Raw genomic sequence first — 21374 nt, forward strand, 5'->3', positions numbered from 1 at the left:
ATTTCGCGGCTACGCCGGCGGGACCGGCGGTGGGGGGAGCGGTTCGTCGGGGTCGACGACGACGCCCGCTGCCCGGAAGACGTGGTCCAGCGTTCCCCAGATCCAGCCGGAGAGGTAGTCGGTGAGTTCGGTCTGGGTGAGTCCCCGGGGCTCGGTCAGCCACCTGTCGGTGGCCGACTCCACGAAGCCCACCAGGCCGAAGGCGATCGGATCGGCGATGCGGGTGCTGAGGTCGAACGCGGCGAGGTACCCGGCGAGCAGTGCGCTCAGTTGGGTGCCGAGAGTCGTCTTGATGTCGGCGACGACGTCGCGCTGTCCCGGTGGTCCCGTGCTGGCTCGCTGTGTGAGATATCGGTAGAGGTTGGCGTGGTCGGCGAGCCAGCGCACCAGTGTTCGGACCGCCTGGCCGATCATGTGTGACGGCGGGCCGCCGGGATGGGTGAGCAGTGGCGCCATCTCCGCGATGATCAGCTCCGCGGCTCTGAGGCCGACCGCGTGGTGCAGGTCCTCCGCGTCCTGGAAGTGCCGGTACAGCTGGGGCCGGGCGACGCCGGCGTGCTTCGCCACCTTTTCGGTGGAGACGGCGGGGCCGTGCGTCTCGATCGCCGCGATGGCCGCTTCCACGAACTCGGCGCGTCGTTTGGCGCGCTGCCCCGTCCAACGGGACGAGCGCCGGTCCGGCAGTTTGGCTGTCGAGCTGCGGTCGGGCACCGCACCACCCTACGGCCGTCGTTCCCCTGGCCCCGGCCTGCCCGGATGCCTTGTGTGTTCTCGAACACGGCGCAGAGCCAGCATGTGTTACATTAGTGTAGCTGTTACTTTGAGTAGCACATAAGTATGACCATCCGCGCCACACCGGAGGTTTCCCCGCCATGACCAGTTCCGCAGCGCAGTACCAGGGCACGAGCTCGGACGAGGACGTCTCACGGCGCCTGCTGGACTCGGCCGCGATGTTGTCCTACGACCCGGCTACCGAGGTGGACTGGGAGTCGCCGCTGCCCGCCGACCTGTACGGGCTCAACCCCGAGTGGAGCACGCTGTACGGGACGCCGCTCTGGGATGAGATGAGCGAGGAGCAGCGGGTGACGCTCACCCGCCACGAGGTGTGCTCGATCATGAGCACGGGGATCTGGTTCGAGATGATCCTGCAGCAGATGGTGCTGCGCGATCAGTACGCCAAGAACCCCGGTAACCCCGAGTTCCAGTTCGCGCTGACCGAGATCGCCGACGAGTGCAGGCACTCGATCATGTTCGCGCGCGCCTGCGAGAAGATGGGCGTGCCCGCGTACTTCCCCGGCCGGGGGACGATCGAACTCGGCCGGGTCTTCAAGACCGTGGCGTCGGCCGAGGTCGCGTACGGGGGAATCCTGGTCGCGGAAGAGGTTCTCGACGTCATGCAGCGGGACTGGATGCGCGGGGAGAACGTGCTGCCGGTGGTCCGGACGACGAGCAAGATCCACGTCGTCGAGGAGTCGCGGCACATGAAGTTCGCCCGCCAGGAGATTCGTGAGCGGATGGAAGGGGTCGGCGCGACCCGCCGGTACACGAGCAGTGTGGCCGTCGCGGCCGGTGCGTACTTCATTATCAAGAACCTGGTGAACAAGGGAGTCTATGCCGCCGCGGGCCTGGACACCGAGCGAGCGCTGGATGCGGTGCGGCGCAACGAACACCACAAGTCGATGCTGCGATCCAGCTGCGCGCACCTGATGGATTTCCTGGCGCAGTCCGGGCTGCTGACGAAACCTGCGATCTCGATCTACAAGAGCATCGACATGCTCTGAACTTCGAACAGGCGAACAGGACGAGGAACGGCACCGGCCCATGGCATTCGCGATCACCCAGACCTGTTGCAATGACGCGTCGTGCGTGTCGGTGTGCCCGGTCAACTGCATCCACCCGACTCCGGACGAGCCGGACTTCGGCACCACGGAGATGCTCTACGTCGACCCACGGACCTGTATCGACTGTGGCGCCTGCGCCGACGCGTGCCCGGTGGACGCGATCTTCCCGGTCGACCGGCTGATGGGGCCGGACAGGGTCTACGCCGAGCTCAACCGGCAGTACTACGACACCCATGACGTAATAGACACCGAAGACACCGAAGACACCGGCAGCGCCGGCAACACGGACAACGCCTGGGGGAAGCCGCGGTTCCCCCGGTCGCTGCCCCATGAGGTGGGCACGCTCCGCATCGCGGTCGTCGGTACGGGTCCCGCGGCGTCCTACGCGGCGCAGTCCCTGCTGCGGACCACCGGCGCCGAGGTGACGATGATCGACCGGATGCCGGTGCCCGGCGGCCTCGTGCGGTTCGGGGTCGCGCCCGACCATCCCTCGACCAAGAAGGTCGGGGACAGCTTCGCCGCTCTCTACCGGCACCCGAGGCTGAACCTGCAGCTGAACGTCGACGTGGGCACCGACGTCACCCATGCCGAGATCATGGCGCATCACCACGCCGTCATCTATGCCGTGGGCGCCGCGAACGACAGGACGCTGGGTGTTCCCGGTGAGGACAAGGCCGGCAGCATCTCCGCCACCGAGTTCGTCGGCTGGTACAACTCCCACCCGGACATCGACCCGGACGCCGTCGACCTCTCGGCCACGCGTGCCGTGGTGGTGGGCAATGGAAACGTGGCGCTGGATGTCGCGCGCATCCTCGTCACCGATCCGGATCGGCTCGCGGCGACGGACATCGCGGACCACGCGCTGGCCGCGCTGCGCCGGAGCAGGGTGCGTGAGGTGGTGGTGCTCGGGCGCAGGGGGCCCGGGCAAGCCGCCTTCACCCGCCCCGAGTTTCTCGCGCTCCGGCAGTTGCCCGGCGTCGACGTGGTCGTCGACGACCACGTCGACGCCGGGCGTGCGGCGATCGCCTCGGCCGGGCCGGGCTCCAAGGCCGCTCTGTTCGGCGACGTACCCCTGGTGAAGGTGGACTGGTCGGCACCGCCTCCGGAGGGCAGGCGCATCGTGTTCCGGTTCCGCTCCGCGCCGTCGGCGCTGTGCGGCGACGAGCGGGTGGACTCGGTGCGGGTGGTGCGCGACGCCGGCTCCGGGCAGGAGTCGCATGTGGACGCCCTGCGGGCGGGACTGGTCATCAGGTCCATCGGCTACCGCAGTGCGCCGGTCCCGGATCTGCCGTTCGATGAGGCCACCGACACCGTGCCGCACAAGGCCGGCCGGGTGACCACGACGGTGACGGGGGAGCACCTCCCCGGCACCTACGTCGTCGGCTGGGTCAAACGCGGGCCGTCCGGCGGGATCGGTGCCAACAGAACGTGTTCGGCCGAAACCGTCGACAGTCTTCTCGACGATGCCGCAGCGGGCAGGCTGCCGGAGCCTGCCGGTTCCGCACGCGAATTCGCCCGATTGGTCCGGCGCCGCCAGCCCGATGCCCTCGGCAGGCGGGAGATGCTGGCGATCGACCGCGCCGAGCGCAGGCGCGGCGTGGAATCCGGGCTGGACAGGCCGCGCGTCAAGTTCGCCACGGTGCCCGATCTGCTCCGCGCGGGGCGGCGGTTCGGCGGGCGGTAGCGATCGGGCCCTGGTTCACCTGGGAGGCTGGCTCTAGCGCGTGCCTGACGCGTGTGTGCACTTCGGTGGGGGAGTCAGGTCGTGACCTCCCGGCGCAGCACCTTGCCGGTGGCGTTGCGGGGCAACGGCCGGCCGGTGATGCGCCACCGCGCGGGCACCTTGAAGTACGCCAGCCGATCCCGGCAGAAGTCGGAGAGCCCTTCCGCGGTCAGTTGCGTGCCTGCCCTCGGCACGACCACGGCGAGGACCGCCTCGCCCAGATCGTCGTCGGGTGTACCGAGGACCACGCATTCGTCGACATCGGGATGCTCACCGAGCACACTCTCCACTTCGGCCGGGTACACGTTCTCGCCGCCGCGCAGGATCAGGTCCCCACGCCTGCTGGTCAGGCGGATTCGCCCGTTCTCGAGCAGCCCGATGTCGCCGGTGTGCAGCCAGCGGTCATCGCGCAGGGCGCTCGCCGTGGCGTCCGGATCCTCCCAGTAGCCGAGCATGGTGAAGGGGCTGCGCACGGCGATCTCCCCTTCCACGCCCTCGGGAACCGGTTCGCCGTTCTCGTCGCGGATCTCCACCCGCACTGTCACGATCGGCCTGCCGACGGTGCCCGGCGCCTCGGCCAGGTCCAGCGGTGACGCGACCGAGACGGCGGTCGAGGTCTCCGTCAGCCCATAACTGTCCACAAGGGATTGACGCGCGACCGGTAGTGCGGCGCGCAGCCGGTTCTTGAACTCCGGGGAGGACGGGGCCGACGCCAGTGCGAAGGCGGTGAGCGAGGAGAGATCGTAGGCGTCGAGGTCTCCGTGTTCGACGAGGCGTTTGGCCATGGTGGGCACCGCCCCCCAGTTGGTGACCCGTTCGCTCTCGATCAGCCGCAGCACCCGGTCGGGCTCGAAGGGGCCCTCGTGCACCACGACGGCGCTGCCGGTCGCGAGCCGGGGTACGGCGAGGTTGTGCAGACCCGCGACGTGGAAGAGCGGGAGGGCCAGCAGGTACCTGCGGTCGGCCTGCGGGGTCGGGTCCCCGAGCGCCGCGACGATGGCGTCGTTGAACCGGTGGTAGTCGGCAACCGCGAGAAGGTTGCGGTGCGAGTGCACGACGCCCTTGGGTCGCCCTGAGGTTCCGCTGGTGTAGAGAATGACCGCCGGATCGTCCTCGGCAAGGCCGGCCGGTTCCGGGAGGTCGGCCGTGGCTGTCGCGTCGGACTTCGCCGTCGTGATCGGGGCCAGGTCTTCCTCGACGGTCAGCACGTCGACGCCGGGGCCGATTAGTGCCGCCCGCTTGGCGTCGGCCACCACCACCTTGGGTCGGGTGTGGCCGAGTGCGTGCTCCACCTCGCGCCGCGACCACCAGGCGTTGTATCCGACGGCGATGGCGCCGATGGACACCGTCGCCCAGAAAGTGATGATCCACTCGGGGGAGTTGGCGGCCAGGATCCCGACCCGATCACCCTTGCCGACCCGGTACCGGGAGCGCAGTTCCGTGGCGAGGGCGGCGACCCGCGCAGCGTGCTCCCGGAAGCCGATCCTGCCCCGCTCGGTCACGATGTAGTCCGCGTCCCCGTAATGCGGGGACGCCTCGAGCACCTGCCCGAGTGACCGGTGGCGACGGGCGAAAACCGGCATCGTGCTGCCGAGGACGTCCTCGGCGGCCAACTCGAACTCGGCGCCGGGTGCGGTCAGTCGGGACATCGCGTCGAGCGCGGGGTTTCGCACGTTCACAACTGCGCCTGCTTTCGGTCGTGGCTGTCGGCAGCGCCGAGTCGACGGCGCAGGAAGGCCAGTTGATGCTCGACCGCGATCTCGTGCCATGGCTGGCCGGGCAACACGTCGAAGTGGTCGCAGGGGTAGTGCCGCACCTCGGCCCTGCCCGCCTCGGCGGCTCGTGCGGCGGCCCGCGGTGGACTGGTCCGGTCGAGGTCGGCGACCTGCACCAGCAGCGGGCAGCGCACCTGTCCGGCATACCTCGCGGGCCGGTACCGAACGGTCTGCAGCGCGGCCCTGGCATTGATCTCGTTCCGCCAGGTGGGCCCGGCGATCGACTGGTAGGCCGTGCGATTGCCGGGCAGGGTCAGCGCGGCTCGCTGTCCCGGTTCGCCCGCGATCGGCAACAACGGCTCCCTGCGCCGCACGAGCCGTGCCACGCTGCCGCCCAGCGTGGTCACCGTGGAGCGCAGCAACTGGCCGGCGGTGTGCTGTCGCCACGCGTGCCGGGTGGCGGCGAGGCCGTCCACGAACGGAACGAGCGCGATGACCGCGGCGATCCCGGACGCCCGCGCGCCGCCGACGAGGACATGGCCACCCGCCAGCGAGACACCCCACAGGACGATGCGTCCGGCGTCCACGCCGGGGAGCCGGCGGGCGGTCCCGATCGCGGCGGCGAAGTCGGCCTGCTGGCCGCGGATCGACACCGTCTGCCGTGGTTCGCCCCCGCTGGTGCCGAACCCGCGGTAGTCGAAGGTCAGCACGTCCAGTCCGGCCGCCGCGAACCGGCGGGCGAAGCCGTCGAGCCCGCAGTCCATCGTGGCACCGAACCCGTGCCCCATCACCACACACGGACGTCCCGTGGTGGCGTCGGCGGCATCGCGATCGCCGGTGTAGTGCAGTCCGGCACAGGTGTCGCCCTCGACGGGAAAGGTGATCCGGGTGGGTGTCATGCGGTCTCTCCGTAAATCGTCCGCAACCACACGGTCACCAGTGCCGCGTGTAACTGCTTCCGTGGTATCGGGGTGCCGCCCGGCCGGGAGAGTCGTTCCAGCGCGCGGTCGTTGAGATCGAGCAGCACGGCGGCCAGTACGGTGGCCTCCGGGCCGGCCGGTGCCCGGCCTGCCGCGCGTTCACCCTCGATCATCGCCGCGATCGGCGCGACGAAGGACTCCCGGTCCCGGTCCCACAGCGCGCGCACCGCCGGGTCGGCGTCCCGTGCGTCGAGCAGTGCGCGGAACACGTGCCGATGTGCCGACCACGCCCGGAACAGACCGGTGATCATCCGGCCGATCCGGTCGGCGGCGGGGCCGTCTCCGCGTAACAGGATCTGGCCCGCGGCCAGGGCGTCGGAATACATCTCGTCGCACAGGGCGGCCACCGCCGCGGCCTTGTTCTCGAAGTAGAAGTAGAAGGCGGACCTGGTCACCTCGGCCCGCCGGGAGATGTCCCTGACGTTGATCGAGGCCAGCGACCCCTTGCGGAGCAGTTGATCGAGCGCGGCGAGCAGCGCTGTCCTACGCCGATCACCTCGCTCGGATACGCCACCGTCCAGCAGACCTGCTTTCACCACGTTCACCCGCCGCGCCCGGTCAGTGCCACCGGACCCCGCTCGCGGACGCGGCGCAGCCCTCCCGGTAGTTCCTTCGTGCGGACCTCGTGCTCGTAGACGAAGTAGTCAACCTGCTGGGTGTGCCGCGGCCGGTCCGCGAAGTGGCCGACGAACCGCCGCTCGTCGGCGACGATCACACGTCGCATGACCTCGTCCGAGGGTGGGCGGTACAAACCGCCGAGCCACGCCGCGAGCAGCCGCGACTGGCATTCAACGAAGGGGAACAGGGTCGGCGTCGACTGGGCGAACCCGACGAACGCGAGGTCGTCGACGCCGGGTTTGAACATCCTCTTGTACAGCGGAAACCGGTTGTCCGGCGCGCTGATGAAATCCGGGTCGAAGAACGGAAAAGTGATGTTGTAGCCGGTAGCGTAGATGATCACGTCGAACTCTTCCCTCGTGCCGTCGGCGAACTCGACAGAGCGTCCGGCGAGGCGGGAGACGTTCGGTTTCGCGGTCACGTCACCCGAGCCGAGCCGCAGCGGCAGCTCCTGCGACTGGGTCGGGTGGGCTTCGAGGAAGTGGTGATTCGGCGTCGGCAGACCGAACCGTTCGGGCCGTCCGGTCAGCAGTACCGGGCTCTTCCTGGAGAGCCTGCGCTGCCAGGACAGGGGAACGTGCGGACTCGTCGCGAACAGCGTGTCGGCCGGAATGCCCATGATGTACTTCGGCACGATCCAGGCGCTCGACCGTGTTGAGAGCACGACCGTGTTGTCCAGCGCGCGCTGGGACAGCTCCACCGCGATGTCGGCGGCGCTGTTGCCGAGGCCGACGATGAGAATGCGTTGTCCGGTCAGGTCGAGGGGAGTCCGCGGGTCGATGTAGTGGTGGGAGTGCAGTGTGCGTCCTTCGAACTCGCCGGGAAAGTCCGGGAACCGGGCGTCCCAGTGGTGGCCGTTGGCCACCACGAGGGCGTCGAACCGGTGGACCTGCTCGTCCTCGGTCCGGATCTCCCAGCCGCCCGCGGGCAGCCGGCGGGCGTGCTGGACAGCGGTTCGGAAGCGGATGTTGTTCTTGAGCGAGAACGCCTCGGCGTACTCCTCCAGGTACTCCTTGATGTGGGAGTGGTGCGGAAAGTCGGGGAAGTGTTCGGGCATCGGAAAGTCCTTGAAGGACAGTCGATGCCTTGAGGAGTCGATGTGCAGCGAGCGGTACGCACTGGAGTGCCCGTTGGGGTTGCCGAAGGCCCAGTTGCCGCCGATCCGGTCGGACGACTCGAAACAGATGTACGGAATTCCGTAGTCGGACAGCATCTTGCCCGCGGTCAGCCCGCTGATCCCAGCGCCGATGATGCACGTTCTCGGACTCATCGCGACACCTCTCGGCGTTCTTGACGCGTGTCAACTCCTGTTCTCGGACGGTATCCCATCACCACACAGAGAACAAGTTCTATGTGTGGTGAAGTAGAGAGATTGTTGCGTATGTCAACTGGTGTCAGTCGAAGCAGAACGTGTTCTACTTGGGTTATGACTCATATTATCCTCGGTGAGCAGGTCCGGATGCCGGTCGAGGTGCGCTCGGCGAGTGCGTGCTCGGCGCTGTTCACCAGCCCGGTGGACGCGGCCCGCGGGCTGCTCTCCCACACCGGCCTCGAGCCGGTGCGAACGGTGCGAGGACGTGCGTTGTGCTCACTGGCGTTCGTGCGGTACACCGACGGCGATCTCGGGCCCTATCACGAGTTCGCTCTCGCGCTTCTCGCCCGGCTGCCGGGTGAGCGGAAGAGTGTGGGCGCCTATATCCACTGGCTTCCGGTGAACCAGGGCTTCACGCTGCAGGCGGGCCGGTCGATCTGGGGCTTTCCCAAGGAGTTGGCCGACATCGACATCCGGTTCACCGGAAGGGCACACGTGTGTGTGGTCAGGAAGGACGGACAGCTCGTACTGGCGCTGCGGGTTCGGCGTGGACTGCCCGTGCCGCCGGGTACCGGCGGGACGTCGGTCGACGCCTACACACACCAGGACGGTGTGCTGCGCAGGACCCCGTGGCGGATGCGTCCGGCGAGAGTGCGCGCCAGGCCCGGGGGCGCCCGGTTGCTGCTCGGCGACCATCCCGCCGCTGACCCCCTGCGCGCGTTGCGGCTGTCCCGTTCGGCGCTCACGACCAGCGAGATCGGCATCCTGCGCATGACCTTCGACGACGCACGGGAGATCGGATGAGCGCGCGGGGCCGGGTGCGTACGGCACTGGTCACCGGTGCGGCCAGCGGTATGGGCAGGATGGCGGCGCAACGGCTCGCCGCGGCCGGGGTGCGGGTGGCCGCCGTGGACCTGGACTCGTCCGGTCTGGCGGACACCGCCCTGCGCTCATCGAACACGCACACGTTCAGCTGCGACGTCACGGACGCGGCTGCGGTCACCGGCGTTGTCGAGCGCGTCACCGGGGAGCTCGGCCCGATCGACCGGCTCGTCCACGCGGCAGGGCTGTGCCGGATAGGTCCGGCCCTGGAGCACGCACTGCCGTCGCTGCGCCGGGTGGTCGAGGTGAACTTCCTGGGTACGGTGCACGTGACCAGGGCTGTCGTGCCGGGGATGCTCGACCGAGGTGACGGCGAGGTGGTGCTGTTCGGTTCGCTGGCGGGCTGGCTGCCCTCACCACGGCTGGCCGCGTACTCGGCGTCCAAGTTCGCGGTCACCGCGTTCGCCGAGGTACTGGCCCAGGAGGTCGCGGGAAGCGGGGTCCGGGTTCTGTGTGTCTGCCCGGGGCAGGTGGAGACACCGCTGGCCCAAGGGGTTCGGGCCATTGACCCCGGCGTGCTCGGTGGGCGCAGCGGAATGCCCCCGGAGGAGGCACTCGATGCCGTCGAGGCGGCCTTGGCCTCCCGTCGTGCCCCGCTCTTCGTCTTCCCAGGGAGAGGAACCAGCCAGACCGTACTGGCCCGCAGGCTCCTGCCGAACCTCCTGCGCAGACAAATAATCCGCCACGTCCGCCCAGCCCGCTGACCAGTGCCACGCCAGTCGCACTTTCCCACAAAAGTGCGAGACCTGTTCTCGCACTTTCCCGGGAAAGTGCGAGAGGCGTTGTGTCGCTTTGCGACGGGCGAGGGCCCGGCCGGGTGTGCCCGGCCGGGCCCTCGGTTGGTGAGCCGTGCGTCAGTGCTGCGGAAACTCGCTCCCGCGCGACATCAGTGCCAGAAGAAGCGCAGGTACTGCTGCCAGATCGTGCCGGCGTCCGCGGACTTGTCCAGGAACATCAACGAATCCATCCGGCAGTTGCACGGATTGCGTTCCTGGTTGTTCTGCGGGAAGCTTCCGCCGATCTTGATCCCACGCGGGTTGGTCGCGGTGGTGCCCGTCCCGTCGACCTGCCAGGGGTCGCCCGTGTTCGTGTAGAACCCGGGAATCGCCCTCCCGTTGCGGTAGAGGGCCATCTCGCCGGTCGTGTAGTCGAACGTCGCCGCTAGGTGCACCCACTCGTTCTGCGGGAGCAGCTCCTGCCAGTCCTGCCGAGCCGCGAACGTCTGCGAGCTGCCGCCGTCGATCCTGCGGCCGAGGGCGACGAGCCGTAGCTCACCATCCACGTTGATCAGCTCCAGCAGGGCCCGTACGCCGTGCCCTTCGGAGTCCCCGCTGAGGATCCCGGCAAGGCCGACGGCGTTGTAGCGGTCGTCGGGGTTCGCCGTGGTGGAGTTGGGGCTCGGGTTCTCACCGGTCATCTTGAACCAGCCCATCACCGTCGCGCCCTTGGCCCCGTTGAACGCCTTGAGCGACTCCACGCCGTCGGCGTCACCGTCCCAGACGCCGGCCTTCCAGTCATCGTTCCCGTTCTGGCCGGGGTTGACCTGCTTCAACTGGAGGGCGTTGTTGCTGCCGGGGAAGGCGCCGTCGTCGATCCGCATGTCCTCGCCGCCGTTGACGAGGTCCAGCAGGGTCCGCGACGAGCCCTGGTCGGACTCCTTGGCGTCATCGGCGGGGAACGGGTGCTCGAAGTCGTAATGCGCCACCAGGTCGCGCTCGACCTTCTTGGTGACCTCGGATCCCGAGCCCCAACGGGTGCCGGTGACCTTCCAGATCTTGCCGTTCGCCTTGGCGAGCAGGTAGAGGTCACCCTTGGCGTCCATGCCGAACCGCAGGTCCACACGTCCGTCACCGACGAAATCCGTCATCCGCATCCGCTTGCCGCTGGTGTCGAACAGCTGCAGCTCGTGCAGTGTCGCGGACTCGCGGCCCCGCTTCATCTGGTTCACCTCGGTGTAGAGCACCCGGCCGTCCACCAGGTCACCGAAGATGTACTTGCCCCGCAGGAGAGGCAGCTCCGAGCCCCGGTAGACCTGTCCGCCGGAGATCGCGTGACCCGCGTCGGAGTTGCACGGCCAGTTGGCCGGTCGCTCGTGGTCGAACTGCGCGACCGGATAGGTGTAGCCGTACTTCTCGTCATCCTCCGGCAGCGGGTACAGGTAGCACTGGAACTCGGGCTCGAACCTGAAATTGCCCTCGCGCTCGCTCCAGCCGAAGTTGTCCCCGGCCCGCACCTCGTACACCGCTTCGATCGCGCGCTGACCGATGTGGCCGAGATACATCGCGTTCTTGCCGCCACGGTCCCAGGCGAACCGGTGCGGGTCCCGCAACCCGATGGCATAGATCTCGCCGATCGCGTTCGGTTCACCGACGAACGGGTTGGTCTCGGGAATGCCGTACTGGCCGCCCGGTCCGTTGGTGCCCTGCGGATCGATTCGCAGGATCTTGCCTGCCGGGGTGCTCAGGTCCTGCGGCACATCGGTGTTCACGCCGATACCGCCGTCGCCGACCGCCAGGTAGAGCAGACCGTAGTCCTCGTCACCCGGCTCGGCCGTCGTGTTGAAGTCGATCTGCTGGATGGCGTGGATCTGGGTGGTGAACCCGAACCGGAAGAGTTCCCGTTGGGTGCCACTGAACTGATCGGCAGCGGGATCGTCCGCGGTCCACTCGGTCACCACGCTCTGCACGAACGCGTTGGGCTGGTTCGGGTAGGTCGGCTCCTTCTCGGCAATGGCGTCCCTGTCCTCGGTGTGCACCGTGTAGAGCTTGCCGTTGCTCTCGAACTCCGGATGGAAGGTCGCGAAACCGAAGCCGCTGCCCAGGCCACGGCCGGAGAAGAAGTCCTCGAAGCGTTCCTTGAAATCCAGATAGACGTGCTGCTGCTCGCCGTCGATGAGATACAGGGGACCGTTGAGGTCGGGCACGTACATCCGGCCGGAGCCGTCGGGCATCTCGCCGATGTGGTTGATGCGGTTGTGCCGCGTCAACCGGCCATCGGTCGCAGGCGGGGTCGGTTCGGTCTCGGGGAGCTGCGCGTACTCCTCGAGTACCAGGCCGAGGCGGGACTGTTTCGGATCCTCCGGGATCGGATCGATGATCGGTTGGTCTTCCGGCGCGGCGGCGACAGCCGTCACCGGTGGTGCCACCAGGGTCGCCGTGAGCACTGTCGCGGTGATCACGGGGACCCACCATCTGTGTTTGTCCATCGTTGGACTCCATCCCTCGCGGTGGGGTGTGGGATTGACACTCACTGCCGGTGCCGGCCGACAGCCTCACCGGCCCCGTGGTGCGCTTTCGGGGACCGGTGTGCTTTCAGGGGGCGTCCGGGCCCGGCCGGGCCCGGACGCCGGCCACGGTCACGTCGCGGATGCGGCCGTGGTTGTCGAACGAGCCGAAGCCCACCCGGCCGCCGGAGAAACTCTTGTCGGTCGCGGTCATCAGAGGCTCGCGCGTTTCGTCGACATACACCGCGATCCGTCCTGACGGCGCGTCATAGTCCAGCCGGACGTCGTGCCATTCCGTGTCGTCGATGGCTGCCGGGGCGCCGAAATCGCCGTTCCACTGGTCGTCGATGCGTTCGCGGTCCGCGTTGTCGATTACGAAGATCCCGTTGTGCGGGTAGATCGTGTTGTCCTGGGACAGGTGCGCGTAGTAGAAGCGCGTGGGCGACTGGTAGTTGAAGACCAGGATGACGTCCCGGTCGTTGCGGGTCACCGGTTCGTCGATGCGTACCTCGGCCCGATAGCGAAGCGAACCGAGCTCGGGTCCCTTCTCGACAATCGCGTACTCGAACGGTCGGCGCGGCCCGTCCGGTGCCTCGCCGCGTTCCGTCATGACGACCTGGCCGTCCTCGAACGCCCACTTGCCCGGCGTCAGCGGTTCCCAGTGCCGGTCGGTCGCGCGCGGCTTGACCACGGCGAATCCGTGGAATCCTGCGGGTGACGGCTCGGCAGCGGACGGCGTGGTGCCGGTCGCGGCCGTGCCCACGAGTACGAGCAGTCCCGCGGCCAGTGCGGCGGGCAGTCTTCGTTTCATCGACGTGGTCCTTCCCAACTGAGGAAACCCGGGGGAGGAGTCGCTACAGTTGCGGCTCCACGATCTCGACGTATCTGCGCGCCAGAGTGGCCACGACGTCGGCGCCGGGGGCGGCCCAGACGTCGGCATTGAAGATCTCAACCTCGACGTCCCCGGTGTAGCCCGCGGCGGCCACAGCTCTGGTCAGCGCGCCGAAGTCGATGTGACCGTCGCCCATCATTCCGCGGCTGAGCAGGGAGTCCGCGGGCAACGGGGTGATCCACTCGCAAACCTGGTAACTGACGATGCGGTCTCCGGCACGGGCGATCTGCGCCAGCACACCCGGCTCCCACCACACGTGGAACGTGTCCACCACGACACCGACCGCGTCCGCGGGATGCTGCTCCGCGATGTCCAGGGCCTGCGCCAGCGTCGAGATCACCCCACGGTCGGCGGCGAAGATGGGGTGCATCGGTTCGATACCGAGACGCACACCGCGTTCGAGAGCAGGGGGCACGAGTGCGGCGACAGCCTCGGCGGCACGGGCTCGCGCGGCGGCGAGGTCCCGGTCGCCCTCGGGCAGCCCCCCGGGCACCAGCACGAGTGTGTCGCAGCCCAGTGCCGCCGCCTCGTCGAGGGCGGTGATGTTGTCCTCGTGTGCCGCGGCACGGGCGACCGGGTCGGCAGCGGTGAAGAACCCTCCCCGGCACAGCGACGACACCCGCAGACCCGCATCGCCGATCATCCGGACGGCGATGTCGAGCCCTACTTCGGCGACCGGTTCACGCCACACACCGATCGAGCCGATGCCGGCCGCCACACAGCCGTCCACCGCCTCTCGCAGCGACCAGCGAGCGGTGGTGCGCTGGTTCAGCGACAACCGTGCCAGCCGGGGGTCGCCGGGGCGCGGGGTGGCCACGCGGGCGGGCAGGCCGGACGGGACGTCCAGTTCCTCTGCCCGCGTCGAAGGGGTGTGTGTGCTGGTCATCGGCCCGCTCCCGCCGCCTCGAGCCACAGCCGCATGCGGTGCGCGGCGAACTCGGGGTCGGGCAGCAGCCGCGCTTCGTTGGCGAGTTCGAACACGCGTGCCAGATGCGGCACGCCGCGCGCCGACTGCAGCCCGCCGACCATCGTGAAGCCGGGTTGGTGGCCGCTGAGCCATGCCATGAAAGCGATCCCCGTCTTGTAGTAGAACGTGGGCGCGCTGAAGATGTGCCGCGAAAGGGGCAGGGTGGGAGCCATCTCCGCGTCATAGGTTGCGAAGTCGCCCTCGTCGAGCGCGGACAGCGCGGCCGACGCGGCTGGGGCGATCGCGGCGAACGCGCCGAGCAGTGCGTCCGAATGGTGTTCCGGGTCGCCGCGGATCAGCTCGGGATAGTTGAAGTCGTCGCCGGTGTAGAGCCGCACGCCGTCCGGCAGCTCGGCGCGCAGGCCGCGCTCGTGTTCGGCCGAGAGCAGCGAGACCTTCACTCCGTCGATCTTGTCCGCGTGCTCGCGAACCAGGCCGAGGAACGTTTCCGTAGCGGTGGCCACATCCGTCGAACCCCAGTAGCCGGCCAGTTGCGGGTCGAAGGCCTCGCCGAGCCAGTGCAGGATCACCGGTTCGGCCACCTGTCGAAGAATCGTGTCGTACACCCGCCGGTAGTCCTCGGCCGAGCGCGCTTCGCGGGCGAGGTGACGCGAGGCCATCAGAATCACCTGTGAGCCGGTCGATTCCACGAAGGCGACCTGTTCCTCGTAGGCCGCGATGACCTCGTCGATACCACTGATCTCGGCGCGGTGGTCGGTGCCCGCGCCGGAGGCGATCCTGGCGTCCTGCGCCCTCGCCTGCTCGGCACTGCGCCGGACGAGCTGCTGCACGGCAGGCCAGTCGAGGCCCATGTTCCGCTGCGCGGTGTCCATGGCCTCCGCCACGCCGAGTCCGTAGCGCAGCAGCTCACGCCGGAAAGCCAGTGTGGACTCCCAGTCCACGACCGCGGGGGCGCCGGGGGTGTTGTCACCGAGTGGATCGGCCACCACGTGCGCCGCCGCGAACGCGACGCGCGACGCGTAGGGCCGGGGGTGGTCCTTCCACTGGCGTGGCTCGCGAAGTTCGACGTCGGTCCAGGTGCCTTCGGTCGTGGGCAGCTGGATTCGGGTTGCCTCCCGGCTCACGCGGCACCACCCTCCGGCATGGTGACGGTGCGGCCCTCCGCGGAGGAGGTGAGCCCGGCGTCGACGAGCTGGAGCCCGCGCACCCCGGCAGCGAGGTCGTAGGGATGGGGCCTGCCGTGGTGCACGTCGAGCAGGAACTGTTCCCACTGGGCCCGGAAGCCGTTGCCGAACGTCTGGTTGTCCGGCACCTCGTCCCACTGGGCGCGGAAATCCTCGGTGGTGGGCAGATCGGGGTTCCACACCGGTTTCGGTGTGCGCACGCGTGGCTGTACCCGGCAGCCGAACAGGCCTGCCACCGCGGAGCCGTGCGTACCGTCGACCTGGAACTCCACGAGCTCCTTGCGCTCGACGCGCACCGCCCACGAGGAGTTGACCTGGGCGATCACGTCGCCGTCGAGTTCGAAGATCGCATACGCCGCGTCGTCCGCTGTCGCGTCATAGCGCTTGCCGTGCTCGTCCCAGCGCTCGGGGATGTGCGTGACCGCTTTCGCGGTGACGGCCCTGACCTTGCCGAACAGGTTCTCCAACACGTAGTTCCAGTGGCAGAACATGTCCAGCACCATGCCGCCGCCGTCCTCGGCCCGGTAGTTCCAGCTGGGTCGTTGCGCCGGCGTGTGGTCACCCTCGAACACCCAGTAGCCGAACTCCCCGCGCACGGAGAGGATCCGGCCGAAGAACCCGGAGTCGATCACGCGCTTGAGCTTCTGCAGGCCCGGCAGGTACAGCTTGTCGTGCACGACACCGTTGACGATGCCGCTCGCTTCGGCGGCCCGGACAAGTTCCATGCCTTCGTCGACCGTGGCCGCGACCGGCTTCTCGGTGTAGATGTGTTTGCCCGCAACCGCGGCTTTGAGGATGGCCTTCTTGCGCTCACTGGTGACCTGGGCATCGAAGTAGATCTGCGCGGCGTCCTCGGCCAGCAGCGTGTCGAGGTCGGTGCTCCATTCGGCGATCCCGTGCTGTTCGGCGAGCCGGGCCAGCTTGTCGGCGTTGCGGCCCACCAGCACCGGCTCCACCTGGATCCGGTTCCCGTCGTCGACGGCGATGCCGCCCTCGTCGCGGATCGCCAGAATCGACCGCAGCAGATGCTGGCGGTAGCCCATCCGGCCGGTGACGCCGTTCATCAGGATGCGGTAGGTGTGCGTGGTCATGAGATTTCTGCTCCCGGTGTCGGAACTCGGCGTCATGGTGTCGAATTGGTGGCCGTCGAACCGGCCGGTGGCGTGGATTCGCCGGCCGCACGACGGTTGCCCAGGTAGAGGTCGGCGAGTTGCGGATCGGCGAGCAGGTCGGCGGCGGGGCCGGCAATATGGACCCGGCCGAGGTCAAGCACACAACCGAGGTCGGCCGTCTCCAGCGCTCTGCGGGCGTTCTGCTCGACGAGCAGTACCGCGGTGCCCGCGTCCCGCATCCGGGCGACCTGCTCGAACACGGTGGCAGTCGCTTTGGGATCGAGTCCCATCGACGGTTCGTCCAGCAGTACCACCCGAGGGCTGACCATGAGTGACCTGGCGAACTCCACCTGCTTCTGCTGGCCACCGGAGAGTGCCCCGGCGAGGGAACTCCACCGCTGCGCCACCACGGGGAAGAGGCTCTTGACGAAGTCGACCCGGTCGGCGATCTCCGACTTGTCCTTCATCGTGTACGCGCCGAGCAGCACGTTCTCCGAGACCGCCATCTCCTTGAAGACGCTGTGTCCTTGCAGGACATGGGAAAGCCCTGCTTCGAGCATCCGCTGCGGTCCACGGCCGGTGACGTCCTGGTCGCCGACCAGCACCCGCCCCGAGCGAGGCGTGAGCATGCCACTGGCCACCTTGAGCACTGTGGACTTACCCGCCCCGTTGGGACCGACAAGACAGACCACACTGGCCGGTGGCACTCGCACGGTCAGTCCGCGCAGCACCAGCGCCGCGCGGCCGTAGCCCGCTTCGATGTCGACGAGTTCTAGGAGATACTTGTCCGGGTTTCTCTCAGAGTCCGTTTGAGAACTCGGGTCCGCGATCGAGTCGCCAGGGCTCTGACTTCCAGGGACTGTCCGGTTTTGCTGGTTGGCGCCCTGCCGCCTCGACAGCGGGACTTCGTCGGCCGAGTTCCACGGATCACCGTGACCACCCAACTCCCAGTTCTCAGAAGCTCTCTCAGACGCCAAGGTAGGCCTCCAGGACTCGGGGGTCGTTCTGGACCTCGTCCGGTGTGCCCTCGGCGATGGGCCTGCCCCGGTCGAAGACGACGACGTGGTCGGACAGGCTCATCACCATGTCCATGTTGTGCTCGACGATGAGGAAGGTTCTGCCCTCGGCGTTGAGTGAGCGCACCAGGCTGCCGATGCGGTCGATCAGGGCCGGGTTCACCCCACCGGCGGGCTCGTCAAGCATGATGGTCTCGGGGTCCGCCATCAGCACGCCTGCGAGTTCGAGCAGCTTCTGCTGGCCGTAGGACAGATCGCGGGCCTCCGTGTTCTCCAGATGGTCAATGCCGACGCGGGCGAGAAGTTCGCGTGCCCGCTCCATGTCGCCGTGATGACGGGCCGAGGCGAGCCGGGCGAACAACGTGGGGGAGTGGACGGAGACCAGCATGTTCTCCAGCACCGTCATGCGCGGAAAGATCCGGCACAGCTGGAAACTGCGACCGATACCGGCACGGGCGATCCGATGTGGAGCCTTGCCGGTGATGTCCCTGCCCCGATAGCTCGCACTTCCCGCGTCGGGCTTGATCATGCCGGTGACGCAGTTGAAGAACGTGGTCTTGCCCGAACCGTTGGGGCCGATCAGCGCGTTGACCTTGCCGTGGTGGAAGGCGACGCTCGCCCCGTCCACGGCGTGGACGCCACCGAAGGACTTGGTCAGGCCGACGGTCGCGAGGCCGATGGTGTCCTCGCCGTTCGCGGTCATCGGTGCACCTCTTCTTTGGAGTCTGCGGAAGTCTGCTCGGCCGTTCTGCGTTGCTCGGCGAGTTCGGCCGCACTGACCTCCCTGATCGACGCCGCCTGCGGGCGGAACCGGCTCACCAGGTTGGTCAGGGCCGGGATGATCCCGTCGGGCATGAACAGCACCACCGCAGCGAGCAGCACACCCATCGCGATCAGGTGAATCTGGGTGTCGCCGTACTGGGCCTTGAAGAACTCCATGGCGTAGCCGACGAGCACCGCGCCCAGCAGCGGTCCGAACAGGCTCCGGATGCCACCGAGCAGACTCATCAGCACCATGTAGGAGCCGACCAGGATGGAGAACTGGAAGATCGGGTCGAGGAAGCCGAACCACAGGGCGTAGAGCCCGCCGCCGAGCGCGGTGAAGAACGCGGACACGACGAACGCGACCAATTTGTAGGTGAACGTCGGCACGCCGAGCGATTGCGCCTTGTCCTCGTCCTCGCGGATCGCCTTGAGTCCCATACCGAAGCGGGATCGGTTGATGGCCCACCAGCACAGCAGTGCCACTGCCAGCAGCGCTGCGTGCAGGTAGAAGAACCGCTCGTGCTGTTCGGGGCGCAGCACGTCGTCGCCGAACGGCCGGGGCACCCGCAGTCCGTTGGAACCACCGGTGAACGAGCCCCAACTCTGGAAGACCAGCAGCAGGATCAGCACGAGTGCGATCGAGACGATGACGAACGACGCCCCGCGAACCCGCAGGCTGGCGATGCCGATGGGCACCGCGATCGCCGCGACGATGAGTCCGGCCAGGATCAGCGCGACCCAGGGGTTCATGTCGGTCTCGAGGATCAGCAGCGCCGTCGCGTACCCGCCGAGCCCGGAATAGGACGCGTGGCCCAGTGAGATGTAACCGGTGAAGCCGCCGACGAAGTTCCACGAGGTAGCCAGCACGGCGTAGCTCATGATCACCACGCCGACCGAGAGGATGAACGAGTCGGGGGCGAGGCCGGGGAAGGCGATCACCAGCGCGGCCAGTGCCGCTACCGCGAGCAGCTTCACCGCACGGGCCGTGCGCCCGCCGCCGGTTTTGTGGACCCGCACGAGGTCAGAATCGCTGGGCAAGGCGGCCTCCGAAGAATCCCTGTGGTCGCAGCATCAACGTGGCGAACAGGGCGATGTAGAAGAACGTCTGCGCCCAGGTGGTCCCGAGCGGGATTTGCAGCAGGCTCTGGCCGAGCCCGAGTGCCATCGCGGCGATCGCGGCGCCGGGAATGCTGCCGAGACCACCGACGACGATGATCGCCATCAGCGGACCGATCCAGTGCCAGTGCAGGGACGGATAGATCGTGGAGTCCAGCGAGAGCGCCGTTCCGCCGATCGCCGCCGTGGCGAGGCCGAGGCCGAAGCCGTAGCCGGCGACCCTGTCGGTGTTGATGCCGACGAGCTGGGCGGCATCCCTGTGCTGGATCGTCGCCCGTAGCGCCTGGCCGAAGCGGGTCATCTTCAGCAGTACGAACAGCCCGGCCAGCGACACCGCCGCCAACCCGAACGCGATCAGCTTGACCACCGCGATGCTGGCGCCGAAGAGTTCGAAATGGGCGCCGGAGTACGGAAGCCGGATGCGCCGGTGCGTTCCGGTGAAGGCGAAGCCGAGTGTTCCCTCGATCAGCAGCGCGATCGAGAACGTCAGCAGCACCGACATCATCGTGAGCGTCGCGGGCCGCAGCCGGGAGATCAGCAGCCGTTGCATCATCACACCCAGGCCGAAGAACAACGGCACGGTTATCACCAGCGACAGCAGGGGGTCGAGTCCGGTTCGCGTGGTGAAGAACCAGGCGAGATAAGCCGCCAGGATGAGGAACGCCGAATGGGCGATCATCACCACGCGCATCACGCCGAAGTAGAGCGTCAGACCCGCTGCCAGCAGGGCATACAGTCCGCCGAGCAGCACGCCGAGCACGAGGCTCTGAAGAAGTAGTGCACCACTCACGTCAGTATCACCACTTCGGCTTGGGGTAGATCAGGTCGGCTTCCTTGGTGTCATCGGGAAGAACGATCTGGATCTTGCCGTCGACGTACTGCTGGATGAGGTGCGCGCCCTTCGGGCGTCCTGCCTCGTCCCAGCTGAGCGGTCCGACCACGGTGTCGACCTCGTTGCCGTGCAGCCAGTCGATGAGCTGTCCCTGGCATTCGGGGGTCGGGTCGGCGCAGCCGACGGCCTCGACGGCGGCGGCCACCACCTGGCCGGTGGTCCAGGCGTTCGCCTCGTCCTCGGTCGGCGCAGTGCCGTTCGTCTGCGTGTAGAAGTCGACGAACTCCTTGTTGCTCGGGTACACCGCCTCGGGGGTGTAGCCGGTGGGGGAGAGGATGCCCTCGGTCTGCTCGCCGATGGCCTTCGGGAACTCCGGGTTGGTCGGTGCGGTGGAGAACGCCGCGAGCTTGGGCTGATACCCCAGCTGGCGCAGTGCCACGATGAGGTTCACCGCGTCCTGGTACTGCGTGCCGCCGACGACGATGTCCGCCTTGGAGTCGCTGATCTTGGCCGCGATGGAGCCGAAGTCCGTGGTGTTGGGCGGATACACCTCATCCGCGACCGTCCGGATCCCGCCCGCTTCGAGCTTGTCCTTGAGTCCGTAGGCGGTGCCCTGTGCGAACGGGTCGTCCATCGCGGCGTAGGCAGCGGTCTTGGGCCGCTGGTCCGCCGGCATCGCCAGGATCGTCTCGGCAAGGTGGTTGTAGTGATCGTCGGCGATCGCCGGCGCCGCGTAGAAGAGGTTGTCGAAGCCCTGGGTGAAGACCTCCTCGGCGGCACCGGCCGGTTCCACGAAGAGAAATCCGTAGTCCTTGGCGACCTGAGCGGCCGGGACGACAAGGCGGGTGGAGAAGGGGCCGAAGACGAGATCGACTCCGTCCTGGTTGATCAGCTTCTCGTAGTCCGCCGCGACGCGGTCGGCGTTCGACTGGTCATCGAGGATGGTCAGGTCGATCTGGCGTCCGAGCAGGCCGCCGTTCTCGTTCACATACTTGGCCCAGGCCTCGTATCCGCGCTGGACGCCTTTGCCCGGTTCGGAGAAGTCGCCGGTCAGCGGCAAGGAGATGCCGATGGTGATCGGGTCGTCAGCGCCCTCCCCGCCCGCGGTTTGGCCGGAGTTGTCGCTGAGGCAGCCACTGAGCGCGAGGGCCGCGGTGGCCACCAGCGCGCCGAGTCGGAGATGGTTCGGAATGTGCATTGATTCACCCGCCGTTGGGTCGCCCTGTAAGCGCTTT

Annotated in this window: 19 protein-coding genes; 4 read left to right on the top strand and 15 right to left on the bottom strand. The window is 68.0% G+C overall.

Annotated elements, in window-relative coordinates; all coding sequences use genetic code 11:
- Positions 1 to 9 precede the first annotated feature (9 nt).
- Complete coding sequence (locus tag BM199_RS18150) at positions 10 to 711, bottom strand: TetR/AcrR family transcriptional regulator (protein WP_245788436.1); 702 nt, start codon at positions 709 to 711, stop codon at positions 10 to 12.
- A 161-nt stretch (positions 712 to 872) separates the two neighbouring features.
- On the opposite strand from BM199_RS18150, the gene BM199_RS18155 reads away from it, so the two are divergent.
- Together BM199_RS18155 and BM199_RS18160 are read left to right on the top strand one after the other, a co-directional pair.
- Entirely contained in the window at positions 873 to 1781 is a 909-nt protein-coding gene (locus BM199_RS18155) for an AurF N-oxygenase family protein (protein WP_091674436.1), read from the top strand.
- Positions 1782 to 1821: 40 nt separating this feature from the next.
- Positions 1822 to 3525: an FAD-dependent oxidoreductase gene (locus tag BM199_RS18160; protein ID WP_091674437.1), complete on the top strand. Its 1704-nt coding sequence runs from the start codon at positions 1822 to 1824 to the stop codon at positions 3523 to 3525.
- A gap of 74 nt (positions 3526 to 3599) precedes the next feature.
- Here the strand turns inward: BM199_RS18160 and casG are convergent, their stop codons facing one another.
- Genes casG through BM199_RS18180 form a run of 4 tightly spaced genes read right to left on the bottom strand, consistent with a single transcriptional unit; the run spans position 3600 to position 8147 of the window.
- On the bottom strand, positions 3600 to 5243 hold the full coding sequence (gene casG, locus BM199_RS18165) for a steroid-24-oyl-CoA synthetase (protein WP_342741719.1): 1644 nt from the start codon (positions 5241 to 5243) through the stop codon (positions 3600 to 3602).
- Entirely contained in the window at positions 5240 to 6178 is a 939-nt protein-coding gene (locus BM199_RS18170; protein ID WP_177242674.1) for an alpha/beta hydrolase, read from the bottom strand. The genes casG and BM199_RS18170 overlap by 4 nt, the downstream gene beginning before the upstream one ends.
- A complete protein-coding gene (locus BM199_RS18175) occupies positions 6175 to 6804 on the bottom strand; it encodes a TetR/AcrR family transcriptional regulator (protein ID WP_245788437.1) in 630 nt (209 codons plus the stop codon). Before BM199_RS18175 ends, BM199_RS18170 begins: the two co-directional genes overlap by 4 nt.
- Complete coding sequence (locus tag BM199_RS18180) at positions 6801 to 8147, bottom strand: flavin-containing monooxygenase (protein WP_091674438.1); 1347 nt, start codon at positions 8145 to 8147, stop codon at positions 6801 to 6803. The genes BM199_RS18175 and BM199_RS18180 overlap by 4 nt, the downstream gene beginning before the upstream one ends.
- Positions 8148 to 8303: 156 nt before the next feature.
- On the opposite strand from BM199_RS18180, the gene BM199_RS18185 reads away from it, so the two are divergent.
- Together BM199_RS18185 and BM199_RS18190 are read left to right on the top strand one after the other, a co-directional pair.
- A complete protein-coding gene (locus tag BM199_RS18185; RefSeq protein ID WP_245788438.1) occupies positions 8304 to 8993 on the top strand; it encodes an acetoacetate decarboxylase family protein in 690 nt (229 codons plus the stop codon).
- On the top strand, positions 8990 to 9775 hold the full coding sequence (locus BM199_RS18190) for an SDR family NAD(P)-dependent oxidoreductase (RefSeq protein WP_091674440.1): 786 nt from the start codon (positions 8990 to 8992) through the stop codon (positions 9773 to 9775). The genes BM199_RS18185 and BM199_RS18190 overlap by 4 nt, the downstream gene beginning before the upstream one ends.
- Before the next feature lie 182 nt (positions 9776 to 9957).
- Here the strand turns inward: BM199_RS18190 and BM199_RS18195 are convergent, their stop codons facing one another.
- The 10 genes from BM199_RS18195 to BM199_RS18240 form a co-directional block, all read right to left on the bottom strand.
- Complete coding sequence (locus BM199_RS18195) at positions 9958 to 12276, bottom strand: PQQ-dependent sugar dehydrogenase (protein ID WP_091674441.1); 2319 nt, start codon at positions 12274 to 12276, stop codon at positions 9958 to 9960.
- A 106-nt stretch (positions 12277 to 12382) separates the two neighbouring features.
- Positions 12383 to 13105 (bottom strand): hypothetical protein, encoded by a 723-nt coding sequence (locus BM199_RS18200; RefSeq protein ID WP_091674442.1) that lies wholly within the window; start codon positions 13103 to 13105, stop codon positions 12383 to 12385.
- A 43-nt stretch (positions 13106 to 13148) separates the two neighbouring features.
- Positions 13149 to 14072, bottom strand: a complete 924-nt coding sequence (locus tag BM199_RS18205) for a sugar phosphate isomerase/epimerase family protein (RefSeq protein ID WP_091674443.1) — start codon at positions 14070 to 14072, stop codon at positions 13149 to 13151.
- Entirely contained in the window at positions 14069 to 15238 is a 1170-nt protein-coding gene (locus BM199_RS18210; RefSeq protein ID WP_091674444.1) for a dihydrodipicolinate synthase family protein, read from the bottom strand. The genes BM199_RS18205 and BM199_RS18210 overlap by 4 nt, the downstream gene beginning before the upstream one ends.
- Positions 15235 to 16389, bottom strand: a complete 1155-nt coding sequence (locus tag BM199_RS18215; protein WP_177242675.1) for a Gfo/Idh/MocA family protein — start codon at positions 16387 to 16389, stop codon at positions 15235 to 15237. The genes BM199_RS18210 and BM199_RS18215 overlap by 4 nt, the downstream gene beginning before the upstream one ends.
- Positions 16390 to 16421: 32 nt before the next feature.
- Positions 16422 to 17387 carry an ABC transporter ATP-binding protein gene (locus BM199_RS18220; protein ID WP_245788439.1) on the bottom strand — a complete coding sequence of 322 codons (966 nt, stop codon included), beginning with the start codon at positions 17385 to 17387 and terminating at the stop codon, positions 16422 to 16424.
- Positions 17377 to 18129, bottom strand: a complete 753-nt coding sequence (locus BM199_RS18225) for an ABC transporter ATP-binding protein (RefSeq protein WP_091674445.1) — start codon at positions 18127 to 18129, stop codon at positions 17377 to 17379. The genes BM199_RS18220 and BM199_RS18225 overlap by 11 nt, the downstream gene beginning before the upstream one ends.
- A complete protein-coding gene (locus tag BM199_RS18230; RefSeq protein WP_091674446.1) occupies positions 18126 to 19208 on the bottom strand; it encodes a branched-chain amino acid ABC transporter permease in 1083 nt (360 codons plus the stop codon). The genes BM199_RS18225 and BM199_RS18230 overlap by 4 nt, the downstream gene beginning before the upstream one ends.
- Before the next feature lie 4 nt (positions 19209 to 19212).
- Positions 19213 to 20097 (bottom strand): branched-chain amino acid ABC transporter permease, encoded by an 885-nt coding sequence (locus BM199_RS18235; RefSeq protein WP_091674447.1) that lies wholly within the window; start codon positions 20095 to 20097, stop codon positions 19213 to 19215.
- Between the two features lie 7 nt (positions 20098 to 20104).
- Positions 20105 to 21337: an amino acid ABC transporter substrate-binding protein gene (locus BM199_RS18240; RefSeq protein ID WP_245788440.1), complete on the bottom strand. Its 1233-nt coding sequence runs from the start codon at positions 21335 to 21337 to the stop codon at positions 20105 to 20107.
- Positions 21338 to 21374: the final 37 nt, after the last annotated feature.

The organism is Amycolatopsis marina (assembly GCF_900111885.1).
Taxonomy (GTDB): domain Bacteria; phylum Actinomycetota; class Actinomycetes; order Mycobacteriales; family Pseudonocardiaceae; genus Amycolatopsis; species Amycolatopsis marina.

Coding starts and splice junctions, on each gene's coding strand:
- BM199_RS18205 (WP_091674443.1), bottom strand. CDS start 14,072: ATGACCAGCACACACACCCCTTCGACGCGGGCAGAGGAACTGGACGTC.
- BM199_RS18215 (WP_177242675.1), bottom strand. CDS start 16,389: ATGACCACGCACACCTACCGCATCCTGATGAACGGCGTCACCGGCCGG.
- BM199_RS18170 (WP_177242674.1), bottom strand. CDS start 6,178: ATGACACCCACCCGGATCACCTTTCCCGTCGAGGGCGACACCTGTGCC.
- BM199_RS18240 (WP_245788440.1), bottom strand. CDS start 21,337: ATGCACATTCCGAACCATCTCCGACTCGGCGCGCTGGTGGCCACCGCG.
- BM199_RS18185 (WP_245788438.1), top strand. CDS start 8,304: ATGACTCATATTATCCTCGGTGAGCAGGTCCGGATGCCGGTCGAGGTG.
- BM199_RS18225 (WP_091674445.1), bottom strand. CDS start 18,129: ATGACCGCGAACGGCGAGGACACCATCGGCCTCGCGACCGTCGGCCTG.
- BM199_RS18160 (WP_091674437.1), top strand. CDS start 1,822: ATGGCATTCGCGATCACCCAGACCTGTTGCAATGACGCGTCGTGCGTG.
- BM199_RS18180 (WP_091674438.1), bottom strand. CDS start 8,147: ATGAGTCCGAGAACGTGCATCATCGGCGCTGGGATCAGCGGGCTGACC.
- BM199_RS18195 (WP_091674441.1), bottom strand. CDS start 12,276: ATGGACAAACACAGATGGTGGGTCCCCGTGATCACCGCGACAGTGCTC.
- BM199_RS18155 (WP_091674436.1), top strand. CDS start 873: ATGACCAGTTCCGCAGCGCAGTACCAGGGCACGAGCTCGGACGAGGAC.
- BM199_RS18200 (WP_091674442.1), bottom strand. CDS start 13,105: ATGAAACGAAGACTGCCCGCCGCACTGGCCGCGGGACTGCTCGTACTC.
- BM199_RS18190 (WP_091674440.1), top strand. CDS start 8,990: ATGAGCGCGCGGGGCCGGGTGCGTACGGCACTGGTCACCGGTGCGGCC.